At 70.0% G+C, this 15503-nt stretch carries 13 protein-coding genes; 3 read left to right on the top strand and 10 right to left on the bottom strand.

Features of this window, described 5'->3' with window-relative positions; translation table 11 throughout:
• Window positions 1-113 precede the first annotated feature (113 nt).
• Window positions 114-842, top strand: a complete 729-nt coding sequence (locus HL658_RS11940; protein WP_180281840.1) for an SDR family NAD(P)-dependent oxidoreductase — start codon at window positions 114-116, stop codon at window positions 840-842.
• A gap of 94 nt (window positions 843-936) precedes the next feature.
• The gene (locus HL658_RS11935; RefSeq protein ID WP_180281841.1) at window positions 937-1290 is read left to right on the top strand and encodes a hypothetical protein; all 354 of its coding nucleotides are present in this window, start codon (window positions 937-939) and stop codon (window positions 1288-1290) included.
• A gap of 13 nt (window positions 1291-1303) precedes the next feature.
• Here the strand turns inward: HL658_RS11935 and HL658_RS11930 are convergent, their stop codons facing one another.
• Window positions 1304-2176 carry a DMT family transporter gene (locus HL658_RS11930; protein ID WP_343055072.1) on the bottom strand — a complete coding sequence of 291 codons (873 nt, stop codon included), beginning with the start codon at window positions 2174-2176 and terminating at the stop codon, window positions 1304-1306.
• Between the two features lie 186 nt (window positions 2177-2362).
• On the opposite strand from HL658_RS11930, the gene HL658_RS11925 reads away from it, so the two are divergent.
• Window positions 2363-3619, top strand: coding sequence for a glycerate kinase type-2 family protein (locus HL658_RS11925; protein ID WP_180281842.1), 1257 nt, complete (start codon window positions 2363-2365; stop codon window positions 3617-3619).
• A gap of 12 nt (window positions 3620-3631) precedes the next feature.
• On the opposite strand, the gene HL658_RS11920 is transcribed toward HL658_RS11925, so the two are convergent.
• From HL658_RS11920 to HL658_RS11880, 9 genes are all read right to left on the bottom strand, one after another.
• Window positions 3632-4861, bottom strand: coding sequence for an MFS transporter (locus HL658_RS11920; RefSeq protein ID WP_180281843.1), 1230 nt, complete (start codon window positions 4859-4861; stop codon window positions 3632-3634).
• Between the two features lie 70 nt (window positions 4862-4931).
• Window positions 4932-5612: a CBS domain-containing protein gene (locus tag HL658_RS11915; RefSeq protein WP_180281844.1), complete on the bottom strand. Its 681-nt coding sequence runs from the start codon at window positions 5610-5612 to the stop codon at window positions 4932-4934.
• Window positions 5613-5643: 31 nt separating this feature from the next.
• Entirely contained in the window at window positions 5644-6594 is a 951-nt protein-coding gene (locus HL658_RS11910) for a dimethyl sulfoxide reductase anchor subunit family protein (protein ID WP_180281845.1), read from the bottom strand.
• A 19-nt stretch (window positions 6595-6613) separates the two neighbouring features.
• Window positions 6614-7378, bottom strand: coding sequence for a 4Fe-4S dicluster domain-containing protein (locus HL658_RS11905; protein ID WP_343055071.1), 765 nt, complete (start codon window positions 7376-7378; stop codon window positions 6614-6616).
• The gene (locus HL658_RS11900; protein WP_281378742.1) at window positions 7375-10362 is read right to left on the bottom strand and encodes a molybdopterin oxidoreductase family protein; all 2988 of its coding nucleotides are present in this window, start codon (window positions 10360-10362) and stop codon (window positions 7375-7377) included. The genes HL658_RS11905 and HL658_RS11900 overlap by 4 nt, the downstream gene beginning before the upstream one ends.
• 44 nt (window positions 10363-10406) lie before the next feature.
• Window positions 10407-11291, bottom strand: coding sequence for a succinate--CoA ligase subunit alpha (gene sucD, locus HL658_RS11895; protein ID WP_180281846.1), 885 nt, complete (start codon window positions 11289-11291; stop codon window positions 10407-10409).
• Window positions 11288-12412 (bottom strand): ADP-forming succinate--CoA ligase subunit beta, encoded by a 1125-nt coding sequence (sucC, locus tag HL658_RS11890; protein WP_180281847.1) that lies wholly within the window; start codon window positions 12410-12412, stop codon window positions 11288-11290. Before sucC ends, sucD begins: the two co-directional genes overlap by 4 nt.
• A 63-nt stretch (window positions 12413-12475) precedes the next feature.
• Window positions 12476-13900 (bottom strand): acylating sulfoacetaldehyde dehydrogenase, encoded by a 1425-nt coding sequence (gene sauS / locus HL658_RS11885; protein ID WP_180281848.1) that lies wholly within the window; start codon window positions 13898-13900, stop codon window positions 12476-12478.
• Window positions 13901-13940: 40 nt separating this feature from the next.
• Window positions 13941-15491: a tripartite tricarboxylate transporter permease gene (locus HL658_RS11880; RefSeq protein ID WP_180281849.1), complete on the bottom strand. Its 1551-nt coding sequence runs from the start codon at window positions 15489-15491 to the stop codon at window positions 13941-13943.
• Window positions 15492-15503: the final 12 nt, after the last annotated feature.

Below are 15503 nucleotides of genomic sequence, written 5' to 3'. Positions count from 1 at the left end.
TTCGTCGCCCCCCGGCCGGCATGACCATGCGTCCGACCTTACCGCAAAGAGCGGGGTGATCCACCCCGCGCCGCACGCCGTACCTCCGGTCGGACACACAGGGAAGACAGCCAATGACCGACCCCATCCTGATCCTGGGCGCCGCCGGCGGCATCGGTGCGGCGCTGGCGCGCCTGCTGACGGAGCGCGGCACGCCGGTGGTGCTGGCAGGCCGAACCGAGGCGCCGCTGGCCGAACTGGGCCGCAGCCTCGGCGCCCGGCATGTCGTGCTGGACGCCACCGACCCGGCGAGCCTGGGCGAGGGCGTGCGCCGCGCCGCCGACGGCCGTCCGCTGGGCGGCCTCGCCTACTGCGTCGGCTCCATCGTGCTGAAGCCGCTGGGCTCCGCCACACCGGAGGATTTCGCGCAGGCCTTCGCCCTCAACGTCACCGGGGCGGCGCTGGCGGTGGCGGCGGCGCGCAAGGCGCTGACGGACGGGCACGGCTCGGTGGTGCTGTTCTCCTCCGTCGCCGCCGGGCTGGGCTTCCCCAACCACGCGGTGACGGCCGCGGCCAAGGGTGCCGTGGAGGGGTTGACCCGCGCGCTGGCTGCGGAACTGGCCCCGGCCGTGCGCGTCAACGCCGTAGCCCCCAGCCTGACGCGCACGCCCATGGCGGCCCCGCTGCTGGTCAACCCCGCCATGGCGTCGGCACTGGCCCGCCAGCACGCCATGGCACGTCTGGGCGAGCCGGAGGACGCCGCAGCGGCGGCCGCCTTCCTGCTGTCAACGGAAGCGGGCTGGATCACCGGGCAGGTGATCGGGGTGGACGGTGGCCGGTCGGCGGCGGCCGGCCGCGGCTGACGCCCATGGCGCTGCCGGTGCCCGAGGGTGACGTACAGGGCCGGCGCGTGCTACCACCCGCCATCGCCCCGCGGCTCCCGAGGACGCCCCGACCATGCATCTGAGACTCCTGCTCGCCGGCTTCGTCGGGACGCTGTTCCTGGCCTTCGTGGTGTTCGTCGGCTTCGGATCGGACGATCCGGCGGAGAATCGCGCGAAGGGCTTCCAGGAGGCGTGCGAGGGATCGGCCTTCGTCACCGCCCTGACGGAGGACCCGGCGCGCGTCACCACCGTGTGCTCCTGCATCCTCGGCTGGCATCTGAAGGACATACGGGAGGGGCGCGGCCTGCTGCCCATCGCGCTCTACACGGTGGACGGCCCCGCCGCCGCCAACGGCCTGCCGGAGCGCACGCTGACGACCGACCGGCGGGCGCGGCAATCCTGCACCGCCGGCCGGTCGGCCGGCTGACGGTCGCGGCCCGTCAGCCCTTCTCGCGCGCCCGCAACTGCTCGCGGTAGAAGATGTAGAGCCCGCTGCCGGCGATGATGCAGGCCCCGGCCACCGTGGTCCAGCCGGGCACCTCCCCGAAGAAGGTCGCCCCCGACACCGCCGCCCACACCAGCGTGGCGTACACGAAGGGGGCGATCACCGAGGCGGGTGCGGCGCTGTACGCGCGGATCATGCAGAAATGGCTGATCGCGCCGAGCGCGCCGAGAACCGCCAGCAGCAGCCATCCCGCCAGATCCGGCGACACCCAGACGAAGGGCATCACCGGCAGCCCCAGCACCGTGCCGACCATGCCGGTGTAGAGCAGCGTCGTCATCGCCGGGTCGTGGTGGTGCAGCATGCGGGTGGTGATCATGTACAGCGCGTTGACCAGTGCGCACAGGATCGGCACCAGAACCAGCAGGCTGAGCGACAGCCCGGCCGGGCCGACCACCAGCACCGCCCCGCACAGCGCCACCCCCACGCTGACCCAGCGCCGCCAGCCGACCTTCTCCTTCAGGATCGGGACGGACAGGGCGGTGACCAGCACCGGCGACAGGGTCATCACCGTGATCACCAGCAACAGCGGCAGCCGGCTCAGCGATACGAACATCAGGCTGGTGGCGGTGAACAGCAGCAGCGAGCGCACGATCTGCATCGACCGCCAGCCGGAGTGCAGCAGCACCGGCAAGCGCGGCCCCACCAGCGCGAAGGCGAACAGCGTGTGGAAGGTGAAGCGCGCCCAGGCCACCTCCATCACCGGGTAGATCTGCGTCAGGTACTTCGACAGGCTGTCCATGGTGGTGAACAGCAGCGTCGCCAGCAGCATCCAGGCGATTCCGGCCCTGGCCGACCCACCGCTCGTCACACCCGCGTCCTCCCATCCCCAGCGCGGGCGCCACTGTGGGGACCGCGGCCGGGACGCGCAACGGAAGGCCGCGCATGCCAGTCCTGCGGGTGGGCATCTGTGGAAAAATACGGCCAAGGCCGTCGACCGGGCGGCGGTGCCGCGGCATAGTGGCGCCCGCGAATGGCAGGGCAAACGGACGACCCCATGGACAACCCGACCAGCTTTCTTCGATCCCTCTTCGACGCGGCCGTCGCCGCGGTTTCGGCGGACAGCCGCGTGCCCCCGCACCTGCCGCCCCCGCCCAAGGGCCGCACGGTGGTGGTCGGCGCTGGCAAGGGTGCCGCGGCCATGGCCAAGGCGGTGGAGGATCACTGGGACGGGCCGCTGGAGGGGCTGGTGGTGACCCGCTACGACCACGGCCTGCCCACCACGCGCATCGAGGTGGTGGAGGCGTCCCACCCCACCCCGGACGAGGCGGGGCAGAAGGCCGCCGCGCGCATCCTGGAGCTGGTCAAGGGGTTGTCGACCGACGATCTGCTGCTCTGCCTGATCTCCGGCGGCGGCTCCTCCCTGCTGGCGGCACCCGCCGCCGGGATGACGCTGGACGACAAGCGCGCGGTCACCAAGGCGCTGCTGAAGTGCGGCGCCTCCATCGACGAGATCAACTGCGTGCGCAAGCATCTGTCCGCCGTGAAGGGCGGGCGGCTGGCGGCGGCGACCCCGGCGCGGGTGGTGACGCTGACGGTGTCCGACGTGCCGGGCGACGATCCCTCGGTCATCGCGTCCGGCCCCACCGTGTCCGACCCGACGACGCTGGCCGACGCCCGCGCCGTGCTCGCCAAATACGGGATCGAGCCGTCGCCGGCCGTCGCCGCGGCGCTCGACGACCCGGCCAACGAGACGCCCAAGCCCGGCGATCCGCGGCTGGCCGGCGGCGCGCTGACCATGATCGCCACACCCCAGGACGCGCTGGAAGCCGCCGCCGAGGTCGCCCGCGCGGCCGGCATCACCCCCCTGATTCTCGGCAATGCCATCGAGGGGGAGGCGCGCGAGGTGGCGCGCGTGCACGCCGGCATGGCGCTCCAGGTGGTGCGGCACGGTCAGCCCCTGCCGCGGCCCTGCGTCCTGCTGTCGGGTGGCGAGACCACGGTGACCGTGCGCGGCAACGGGCGCGGCGGGCGCAACGTGGAGTTCCTGCTGGGCCTCGCCATCGCGCTGGACGGGCTGCCCGGCGTGCACGCCATCGCCTGCGACACCGACGGGATCGACGGGACGGAGGACAATGCCGGCGCCGTCCTCACCCCCGACACGCTGACGCGCGCCGCCGCCGCCGGGCTCGACGCCAAGGCGATGCAGGCCGACAACGACGCGTACAGCCTGTTCCAGGCACTCGGCGATCTCGTGGTGACCGGGCCGACGCGCACCAACGTCAACGACTTCCGGGCGGTGCTGGTGCTGTGAGGAGCGGTCCCGTCACTTCTGCTCGCGGATCGCCTTGCCCTGGAGGATCATCGACGGCGACTCGGCGCTGGCCGGCAGCAGGGCGCGCTTGGGCGTGCGCGGCTGCATCATGATGCGGACCATGACGAAGACGGTCAGCGCCGCGCCGACCACCGTGAAATACAGGAACAGCCCGCTCGGCCCGTACCATTGCAACGCCATGGAGGCCGGAAACGGGCCGACCATGGCACCGGCCGCCCAGGCCAGCAGCAGCTCGCCCACCATCGTCACCATGCGGTCGGCGGGCACGAGGTCGCTGCCGTGCGACACGCACACCGCGTAGGTGCTGAAGGACAGGCCGCCCCACAGGATGAAGGCCGGAAGGATGACGAGGGCCGGGGTGCCCGGCTGCAGGCTGGCGACGAAGGCCGACATCAGGGCCGCCGCCCCGGTGACGCCGGCGATGACGAGGCGGCGGTCGATCCGGTCGGACAGCCGGCCGATCGGCCATTGGGTGACCAGGCTGCCGCCCTGCAACGCCAGCAGCAGCGCCGCCGCCGTCTCCTCCGACAGGCCCATGCGCACGCCATAGACGGCCGCCAGCGACACCATGGACCCGTTCAGCATGCCGACGCCGAAGCAACCGACCAGGGCCGAGGGCGCGATGGCGTACAGCTCCAGCGGACGCAGGCGTACGACGGAGGGTAGCTTCGGCGCACTGCCGCGCACGACCAGCAGCGGCAGCACGGCGACCGCCAGCATCGCCGCGGCGAAGGCGAAGAGGCCATAGCCCGTCACCTCCCCCAGCGCGACGCAGAGCGGGGCCAGCATCAGCGTCAGCCGCGTGCCGATCATGTGGACGGAAAACACCTGCCCGCGCGTGGCCGGCGGCGCCAGCCCGCTGATCCAACTGTCGGTGATGGTGAACAGCCCGGCCAGCGCCAGCCCCACCAGCGCCCGCAGCAGCATCCAGGGACCGACCGTCGTTCCGGCGACCGTGAAACTCAGGATGATCACCGCGGCCACCCCGCCCAGCAGGGCGAAAGCCGGCTTGTGTCCCATCCCCCGCACCACCCGCGGCGCCCAGATGCAGCCGATGATGAAGCCGAACCCGTAGGCGGACGCCACCCCGCCGATGCTCGTCGCCGACAGCCCGTCCGCCTGCATGCGCAGCGGCAGCAGCGCCGTCAGCAGCCCGTTGCCGAGCTGCAGCAGCATGGTGGCGGCGATCATGGAGAGGATGGCGGGGGGGAGTGTGCTCATGGCGGGCGCGATGTTGGCACACCGCGCCCGTCCGGCAACGCTCACGCCGCGCAAGGCTGGTTTGCGCGCCCTAATCGGCGATGGCGCGGTTGCGCACGGCCAGATCGTTCTCGACGCTGCGGGCGCCGGCGACGCGTGCCGCAGCCTCGTACGCGCGGCGCTCCACCTCGGACTCGACGAGGCCGGAGAGGTGCACGACGCCGTTCTCGACGCCCACATTGACCAGCGCCGGGCTGGCCCAGGGCTGGCTGCGCAGCAGCGCCTCCAGGCGTTCGGCGATGCCCGCGTCGTCGCGGGGAGCCTCCGGCTGCGCATGCCGGGCGATGCTGCGCAGGAGGTCGGAACGGCTGATGATGCCGACGATCCGCTCACCCTCGACCACCGGGACCCGCTTGATGCGGTGACGCTCCATGGTGGCGATCACGGCTTCCAGATCGTCGTCCACGGCCACGCTGACCACCGGAGAGGTCATGACGTCCGTCGCGCGGGTGCCGTGGCTGCGGATGAAGTCCGCGGCCATCATGTCACGGCCGCCGAGCAGCGAGGCCCACCAGCCGCGGCGGTGGGTCGTGTCGCTTTCCGCCCGCCACATCAGGTCGGCCTCCGACACGATGCCGACGAGGCGACCGTCCGCCGCGCACACCGGCACACCGCTGATGCGGCGGTCCAGCAGGAGGGCGGCGATCTCGCCGACCGGGGTGTCCGGGTGCACGGTGACGAGCTGGGTGTGCATGATGTCGCGGGCTCTCATGGGATCTCCTCCGGTTTTTGTTCGAACACCCTTACGCCGCCCGCGCCCCGCCGTAGTAGTTGATGACCGTGTGCTTGGCCTCGGCGAAGAACAGCCAACGTTCGGCGATCAATCCGGCTGCCGCGGCCAGCACGGCGACCACCAGCAACACGGCAGCCACCACGCCCCCGGTCAGCCAGGCCAGCAGGGTGAGCGCCAGCGGGGCGGCGAAGCCCGCTCCCCGTGCGATCATCCGCAGCCGTTCAGCATGCTCCCGCCCCGCGCGGAAGCCCATCTCTTTCAGCAGGTAGTTCTCTTCGGAATGCGGCGCCTCCAGCAGGCGCACGCGGCCGAGCCGGCCCAGCCCGGTGGCGCTCTCCGGGGTGGCCGTCGGTCCGGCCGTGCCGAAGGCGCGCCAGTAGGCCTCCTTCGCCACCCATGCCGCCGCCAGAGCCAGCGCCCCCAGCACCAGCAGCCAGCCGCGCGCGCCGCCGAACAGCGCGGCCAGGGTGTTGGCGAGCAACAGGCCGCTCGCCAGCGACAGCAGCAGGTAGTTGGGTGGGACGTACGGGTTGTGCCACTGCCGGATCGTCTTCAGCGAGGCGTAGATCATCGCCGTGCAATAGACGGTGACCAGCGCCAGCGCGGCCATCAGCCAGCCGAACAGGCCGGCCACACCGCCCGGCTCACCGAAGAACACCCAGGCGATGCCGAACACGGCGGCGGGCGCGTAGGTCAGCAGCGACATCACGCCCTCGCGCGACAGCCAGGAGGACCGCCACTGCGACAGCGCGCGCCACGCCCGCTCGGGGTGGCCGAGGTGCAGCATCGAGGAGAGCAGGCCGGCCGTGACGAGGCCGAGCCCGACTGCCAGCGCCACGAAGCCGAATCCGGACCCCTGCGGCAGCAGCCCGAGCGGCACCAGAAGACCCAGCGCGAAGAGAAGGCCGTAGCCGGCACCCGACGCGGTGGTGAAGAAGATGATGGAGAATGCGGGATGCATGGTCGTCCTCAGGCCCCTGTCAGCGCGTCAGCGCCTTGTCCACCCAACGCAGCAGCTCGGCGAAGCCCTTCTCGGCCCGGCTCGGCTGTCCGGCGTTACGCGCGACGCGCTGGTCCTCCGGCACCACCGGGCGCGGGCGCGGCGGCAGATACTTGTTGACGGGCTGGTAGCCCATCTCCGGCATCAGGTCGTAGCCCCGGCGGTCGCGCACCAGTGTCGACACGGCGGAGTCGGGGTCGCCCAGGTCGCCGAAATGGCGGGAACTGGTCGGGCACACCATCACACAGGCCGGCACCCGCTCCTCCGCCTCCAGATGCGGGTTGTAGATGCGGTCGATGCACAGCGTGCACTTCTTCATCACGCCCACATCCTCGTCGAACTCGCGGGCACCATACGGGCAGGCCCAGGAGCAGAGCTTGCAGCCGATGCAGAGCGATTCGTTGACGAGAACGATGCCGTCCTCCGCCCGCTTGTAAGAGGCACCGGTCGGACAGACGGTCACACAGTCCGGCTTCTCGCAGTGCAGGCAGGATTTGGGGAAATGGACGGTGCGCGACGTGCAGCCGTGCCCCTGCTCCCCCGCCTCGAAGCTGTGGATGCGGTTGAACCACACGCCGTCGGGATCGGCGCCGTAGGCGGCGAGGTCGGTCAGCGGCGCCATGTGGCCGCCGGTGTTCCATTCCTTGCAGGCCACCGCGCAGGCGTGGCAGCCGACGCAGGTGTCGAGGTCGATGACGAGGCCGAGCTTCTTCGCACCCGGCATCGGTTCGGGAAGGCTGGTCACGGGCGGTTCCTCCGGCGTTCGGCGCGGAACAGGGCGCCGTAGCGCAGGGTATCGGGGGCGGGCTGGACGTTGGGGGGCAGCGGCTGCGGGTCGAACATCGGGGAGGTCTCGCCGAACTCCTCCGGTGCGGCCTTCTCGATGCGCACCATCACGTCGTACCAGGCGGCCTGGCCGGTGATCGGGTCGGCGTTGGGCGTGCCGTCGCCTGTGCCCGGCAGCACCTCGGAGATGAGGTGGTTGAGCAGGAAGCCCTGGTTGCCCTCCGGCGCGTCGGTCTTCAGCGCCCAGGCGCCGCGGCGCTTGCCGATGGCGTTCCAGGTCCAGACGGTGTTGGTGCTGGTGCCCTCCATCAGCTTGACCTGCACCTTGATGCGGCCGTGCGGGCTGGTCACCCAGGCCCAGTCGTCGTCGGCCAGCCCCAGCCCCTCGCCGGTCCTGCGGTTCACATAGAGCCGGTTGCGGGCGTAGATCTGGCGCAGCCACGCGTTCTGCGTGCCCCAGGAATGGTACATGGGCATCGGCCGCTGGGTGATGGCGTGCAGCGGGTAGGTCGCCGTCTCCGTCGCCTGCTCCTCCAGCGGGGCGTACCAGATGGGGAGCGGGTCGAAGTGCTTGCGCACCCGCTCGCGCTTGTCGGCCGGCGGCTGCACCGCCCCGTGCCCCTCGGCGGCGAGGCGGAACTTCTGCAACGGCTCGACATAGAGCTGCATGATGATCGGCTCGGGCGTGTCGAGCAGCCCCATCGCCACGGCGCTGTCCAGATAGGCCTTGTTGGAGTGCTTGAAATACTGCTGCTCCAGCGGCAGCTCGTGTTTCCAGAAGCACTGGTTCTCGATGTACATCTCCAACTGGCGAGGGTTGGGGGCGCCCTTGCCGACGCTCTTGCCGTCCTCGCCGCGGAAACCGGCCAGCGGGCCGATGCCCGGCTTGCGCTCGTGGTTGACGATGTAGTCGGGGTAGCCGCCGGGGAACTTGGCGGTGCCGTCCGGCTTGGTGAAGGCCGGCAGGCCGAGCCGGGCGCCGAGGTCGATCAGCACGTCCTGGAAGGGGCGCACGTCGCGGTTCGGCTTGATCACCGGCTGGCGGATGGAATCGCCCGGCCCCTCCGCCCCGCCGATGGGGCGGTCGAGCAGCGAGATGCAGTCCCAGCGCTCGAGGTACGTCGTATCCGGCAGCACGAGGTCGGCGAAGGCCACCGTCTCCGAGGCGTACGCGTCGGCGTACACGAAGAAGGGGATCTTGTACTCGCCCGTCGCCGGGTCGCGGTCGGTCAGCATCTCCATGACCGATTTGGTGTTCATGGACGAGTTCCAGGCCATGTTGGCCATGTACATGAACAGCGTGTCGATCGGGTACGGGTCGCCCTTCCACGCGTTGGTGATGACCATCTGCATCAGGCCGTGCGCGGCGATGGGGGCGTCCCAGCTGTACGCCTTGTCGATGCGCACGGGCTTGCCGTCGGGGTGGACCAGCAGATCCTCCGGCCCCATGGGATAGCCGAGCGGCACGCCGGGCAACGGCTTGCCGGGCTGGATCTGCTCCAGCTTGCCGGCCGGCTTGGGACCCGGCGGGGTCTGGCGCGGGTAGGGCGACTTGTAGCGCCAGCCGCCCGGCACGTCGATGGTGCCCAGCAGGATCTGCAGCACATGGATGGCGCGGCAGGTCTGGAAGCCGTTGGAATGGGCGGAGATGCCGCGCATGGCGTGCATCGCCACCGGGCGGCCGACCATCTTTTCATGGCGGTAGCCGGCCCAGTCCGTCCAGGGCTGGTCGATGACCAGCGGTTCCTCGAAGGCGGTGTGCGCGATCTCCGCGGCGATGCGGCGGATGGTGGCGGCGTCGATGCCGCACTTCCCCGCCACCGCCTCCGGCGCGTATTCCGGCTCCAGGTAGCGGGCGGCGATGGTGTGGAACACCGGCACCGCGCGCCGCCCGTCGGGCAGCGTGACCTCGCCGACCAGCGACGGGCTGAAGCCGGTGTCGCGCGCGTCCACCGCGCTCTGCTTGTCCTTGTCCCAGGCCAGCGGCGCGCCGCTCTCGTCGCGGGCGAACAGCCCGTCGTCGGCACCGCCGGGGTTCTGCACGACCAGCCAGGTGGCGTTGGTGTAGCGGACCAGGAATTCCAGGTCGATGCGTTCGGCCTTGATCAGCTCGTGGATCAGCGCCATCACGAACAGCCCGTCGGTGCCGGGCGTGATGCCGATCCACTCGTCGGCGATGGCCGAATAGCCGGTCTTGACCGGGTTGACGGAAACGAACTTGGCGCCGTGATTCTTCAGGTGGGCAAGCCCGATCTTGATCGGGTTGCTGTCGTGGTCCTCGGCGACCCCGAACATCAGGAAATAGCGGGTGCGCTCCCAGTCCGGCTCGCCGAACTCCCAGAACGCCCCGCCCATGGTGTACATGCCGGCGGCGGCCATGTTGACCGAGCAGAATCCGCCGTGCGCGGCGAAGTTCGGGGTGCCGAACTGGGCCGCCCAGAAGCCGGTGAGCGACTGCGACTGGTCGCGGCCGGTGAAGAAGGCGAGCTTCCTGGGATCGGTCTGGCGGATGCGCGTGAGCCGGTCGGCGACCATGCCCAGCGCCTCCTCCCACTCGATCTCGCGGAACTCGCCCTTGCCGCGCTCACCCACGCGCAGGAGAGGCTTGCGGAGCTTGGCCGGGGAATGCTGCGTCATGATGCCGGCGGAACCCTTGCCGCAGATGACGCCGCGGTTCACCGGGTGGCGCTTGTTGCCCTCGATGAAGCGGATGTCCCCGTCCTTGATGTGCACCTTGATGCCGCAGCGGCAGGCGCACATGTAGCAGGTCGTGTATTTGACCTCGTCCGACACCGGGGCGGCGGTGTCCACCGCCTCCACCGGGTTGAAATAATCGGCGAGCCACGAACGCCGCTCGTCCGCCTCGCGCGGATCGGCAAGCCCGATGCGCGGCATGTCCAGGCGGTCCGGCCCCAGGCGATCCGGCTTGTCGATGGTGCTCATGCCCTCTCCTGTCCTTTATTCTACACACAGGACCGTGTGTGATCCTACGCCAGCGCGTCCGCCAGCGCCTGCCCGATTTCGCCGGGCGTATCCACCACGCGTACGCCCGCCTTCTCCAGCGCCGTGCGCTTGCCGGCGTAGCTGCCGCGGTCGCCGGTGACGATGGCGCCGGCGTGGCCCATCTTCTTGCCGGCGGGGGCCGCGTAACCGGCAATAAAGGACACGACCGGCTTCTTGATGGTCGCGGCCAGCTCCGCCGCGTCCTCCTCCATGCCGCCGCCGATCTCGCCGACCAGCACGATGGCGTCGGTGCCGGGATCGTCGGCCAGCGCCTGGAGCGCGTCGCGGGTGGTGGTGCCGATCATCGGGTCGCCGCCGATGCCGAGGAAGGCCGACTGGCCGTAACCGGCGCGCACGATGTTCAGGCTGACCAGCGTGCCCAGGCTGCCGGAGCGCGAGATCACGCCGATGCGGCCGGGCTTGAAGACCAGCGGGTTGAAGGCCGGCATGATGCCGATGAAGCCCTCGCCCGGTGTCACCAGCCCGGCGGTGTTCGGGCCGACGACGCGGGTGCCGTTGGCCTTGGCGTGGTTCAGCAGGGTCATCACGTCGCGGGCCGGGATGTGCTCGGTCAGCACGACCAGCAGCCTGGCCCCGGCGTCGATGGCGTCGGTCGCGGCGTCCAGCGCCATGGCCGGCGGGATGAACATGACCGAGGCGTCGAAGGGCGCCTCCTTCATGGCGTCCTTGGCGGTGGCGAAGATCGGCACGCCGCAATGGGTGGTGCCGGCCTTCTTCGGGTTGACGCCGCCGACGACCTTGGTGCCGCAGGCCTGCATCTGCTCGGTCCAGAAGGTGCCCTGCTTGCCGGTGATGCCCTGGACGAGGACGCGCGTGTCCTTGCGGACGATGAGGGGTGCGGTGCTCATTGCGCGGCCTCCACGGCGTGACGGACGGCGTCTTCCATCAGATCGAAGGGCTCGATGCCCAGCTCTTGGCGGACGAGGCGGATCGCCTCCTCCTCACCGGTGCCGTGGATGGAGAAGAAGACGGGCAGCGTCGGCTTCAGCTCCTTCCAGGCGTTGATGACGCCCTGCGCCATCACGTCGGTGCGGGCGAAGGCGCCGCAGAAGTTCACCACCAGCGCCTTCACGCCGGGGTTCGACAGCACGAGGCTCAGCGCCTCCGTGCCCTTGGTGTAGGCCTCGCCGCCGATCTCCAGGAAGTTGGCGGGACGGCCGCCGAAGCGCTGGATGACGTCCATGGTGGTCATGGTCAGGCCGGCACCGTTGGCGAGCACGCCGACATTGCCGTCCAGCTCGATGTATTTCAGGCCGGCGTCCTTGCCGCGCTTCTCCAGCGCGGTCATCGGCTCCTCCGCACCCTGCGGCGCGATGTCGGTCTGGCGGTAGAGCGAGCTGTCGTCCACCGTCAGCTTGCAGTCGAGCGCCACCACGCGGCCGTCGGACAGCAGGGCGAGGGGGTTGACCTCCACCAGCTCGGCGTCGCGCTGCTCCCAGACCTTGTAGAGGCCGGCCAGCATGGCCGCGACCTGATCCGCGGCGTCGCCGAGATCCAGCCCCTGGATCAGGGCCTTGGCGTCGGCTTCCGAGAAGCCCTTGGTGGAATCGACGTTCAGCCGCTTCAGAGCGTCGGGGCGGCTGGCCGCCACCTCCTCGATCTCCATGCCGCCCTCGGTGGAGAACAGCACGAGGGGCGAGCGGTTGGCGGTGTCGAGCAGCACCGCGGCGTAGAACTCCCGCGCGATGCCGGCCTTCTCCTCCACCAGCACCTTGCCGACCTTATGGCCGTTGATGTCCATGCCCAGGATGGCGCGGGCGGCGTCGGCGGCGGCCTCGGGCGTGTCCACCAGCTTGACGCCGCCGGACTTGCCGCGCTTACCGGTCGGCACCTGCGCCTTCACCACCACGGGGCCGATGGCGCGCGCCGTCTCGGCGGCCTCCTCCGGGCTGTGGCAGACACGGCCCTGGGGCACGGGCAAACCGGCGCCGCGCAGCACCGCCTTGCCGGCGTGTTCCTCGAAATTCATTGAACGCTCTCCCTGTCCGCGTCGCCGGGCGGGCCCGCGGGGGCCCCGGCCCGGCACGCCCGGTTACTTGCCCACCTTCGCCCAGAGCGGGCCGAACAGCTCCTCCTCGGACGGCTTGTCCTCGGGGATGACGGTCACGAGGTGGGTGATGTTGAGGAAGTTCTTCAGGCTGAGGTTCTCGGTGATGCTGTTCTTGCCCCAGGTGCCGCAGCCCATGCTGAGCGTGAAGTTGAGGCCGGAGTTGAAGCCACCGCCGTTGCCGAAGGTGTGCGCCTGGTTGACCAGCACGCGCACCACCTCCAGGTCCTCCGCCAGATCGCGGGCGTGGTCCATGTTCTTGGTGTGGATGCCGCAGGAATGGCCGCGGCCCTGGAAATCCAGGATCTTGCGGATCTGCTCCTTGGCGGCCGGATAATCCTTGGCGCGGTAGACGGCCAGCACCAGCGACAGCTTCTCGCCGGAGAAGGGGTGGTCGTAGCCGACGCCGTCCTCCTCCACCATGAAGAACTTGGCGGAGTGGGCTTCGGGTGCGAGCTGGAAGGCTTCCGCCAGCACCTTGGCGTCGTGGGCGATCAGGTCTCGGTTCAGCTTGCCGTCGACCCACAGCAGGCTGAGCACGCGCTGGCGCTCCTCCGGCGTGCAGAGATAGCCACCGGCCGCCTTCAGGGCCGCCATCGCCTCGTCGTAGACGCCGTCGAGGATGGTGACCGAGTTCTCCGACGAGCAGGAGGTGGAGTTGTCGAAGATCTTCGACGCCGTGATCTTCTCCGCCGCGTCCTTGAAATCGGCGCTGTCGTCGATGATCACCGGCACATTGCCGGCACCGACGCCGATCGCCGGGGTGCCGCTGGAGTAGGCGGCGCGCACGTTGGCCTGCGAGCCGGTGGCGACGATCAGGTCCACCGACTTCATCAGCGCGTCGGTCATCGGCTTGGACGCCTTGGGCAGCGCCTGGATCAGGTCGGGCGGCAGGCCCAGCGCCTCCAGCGCCTGGCGAGCCAGCTCGACCGTCTTGCAGGTGGTCTTCAGGCCGGACGGGGAGGAGGCCATGATGATGGCGTTGCGGCCCTTGATCGCCATCATAGCCTTGTTGATCGGGGTCGCCGCCGGGTTGGTGGAGGGGGTGATCGCCGCCACCACGCCCACCGGCTTGGCGTACTTCACCAGCCCCTTGGCCTTGTCCTCCTCGATGATGCCGACGGACTTGGCGCGCAGCAGGTCGCGCAGCGTGCCGAAGGTCTTGCGGGTGTTCTTGGTCACCTTGTCCGGCACGTTGCCGATCCCGGTGTCCTCGACCGCCAGTTCCGCCAGCATCCGGGCGTGCTCGGGCTTGTAGAGGGACCACGCCACGGCGCGCACGGCCATGTCGGTGGTCTCCTGGTCGGCGTAGGCGAAGGCAGCCTGGGCCTTGCGGGCACGGGCGACATACTCCGCCACCAGGGCCTGCTCCGGCGTCTGAGGCCGTTCGGTCTTCGTGATCGTGTCCATGAGAAATGACCCTCCCAGTGATCGTCGGTTTGTTCGGCGGTCAGCCGCGGGCGGAGCCGGGCTTGTGGGGTGCGGCGCTGTCCGGGTCGGCAAGGCCGGAGGCCTTGGCCGGCCAGGCGCCGCGCAGCATCGGCCACAGGGCCCACAGGCAGAAGATCGTGGCCAGGAACAGGATGGTCCCGCTGATCGGCCGTTCGACGAAGATGAAGACGTTGTTGTCGTAGTTGGCGAGCGAGGTGAGGAAGTAGCGCTCGGCCAGCGGCCCCAGGATCACGCCCAACACCAGCGGTGCGGACGGAAAACCGGTGCGCTTCATGATGTAGCCGGCAACGCCGCAGCCGAGGCAGACCCACACGTCGAAGAAGTTGTTCCGCACGCTGTAGGCGCCGAGGATGCTGAGCACGATGATGAAGGCGCCCAGCACGGCGGTCGGCGTCTTCATCAGGGTGGAGAAGCCGCGCGCCACCATCAGCGCCGCCGCCACCATCAGCAGATTGGCGAGCAGCATGGAGGCGAAGATGGTGTAGACCATCGTCGTGTCGGAGGTGAACAGCAGCGGCCCCGGCGCGATCCCGTGCAGCATCAGCGCCGCCAGCATGATCGCGGTCGCCGCACTGCCGGGGATGCCCAGCGTCAGCAGCGGGATCATGGCCGCACCGGTGGTGGCGTTCTTCGCCGCCTCGGGGGCGGCCAGCCCCTCCTCGACACCGGTGCCGAACTGCTTGCCGCGCTTGGACGCCTGCTTCTCGATGCCGTAGGCGATCACCGCGGCCACCGTGGCGCCGGCGCCGGGAATGGTGCCGATGACGCAGCCGAGCGCCGTGGCGCGCGCCACCGCCCACTGGATCATCGGGAATTCGCTGAGCTTGAACCCCTGCCCCGCTTCGCTGTCGGCCTTGGGATTCAGGTTCATCTTGGAGCACATGAGGTCGACCACCTCGCCGATGGCGAAGAGGCCGATCATCACCACCGTGAAGTTGATGCCGCTCTGCGCATCGGCGATGCCGAAGGTGAAGCGCGCCATGCCGTACATCGGATCGACGCCGACCGTCGCCACCAGCATGCCGAGAAACAGCGACACCATGGTGATCACCGGCGCGTCCTTGGCGATGGCGATCACCGAGACGAGGCCCAGCACCGTCGCCGCGAAGAATTCCGGCTGGTCGAAGGTCAGCGCGAAGCGGGCGAAGGGCGGCGAGCCGAAGGTCAGCAGCAACGCGCTGGCGAAGCCGCCGATGGCGGACGAGGTCAGCGCGATGCGCAGCGCCCGCTTGGACAGCCCTTTCTTGGTCATCGGGTAACCGTCCCAGCAAGCCGGCAGGGATGCCGGCGTGCCGGGGATGTTGATCAGGATCGAGGAGATCGAGCCGCCGAAGACGCCGCCCACATAGATGCCGCCCAGGAAGGTCATCGCCATCGTGGGTTGCATCATGTAGGTGAAGGGCAGCGCCATGGCCATCGCGTTCACGAAGGAGATGCCCGGCAGCGCCCCCGCCACCGTCCCCACCATCATGCCGATGACCAGCACGCCGAAATTGTAGAGCGACAGCGCGTTGCCGAGGCCGGTGAGCAGAAGTTCGAAGGATTCCATGGGTCCGCCCCG

The sequence above is a fragment of the Azospirillum oleiclasticum genome, assembly GCF_013423485.1.
GTDB lineage: Bacteria > Pseudomonadota > Alphaproteobacteria > Azospirillales > Azospirillaceae > Azospirillum > Azospirillum oleiclasticum.
The sequence above is the reverse complement of the archived record's forward strand: the minus strand, read 5'-3'. Positions and strand labels throughout refer to the sequence as shown.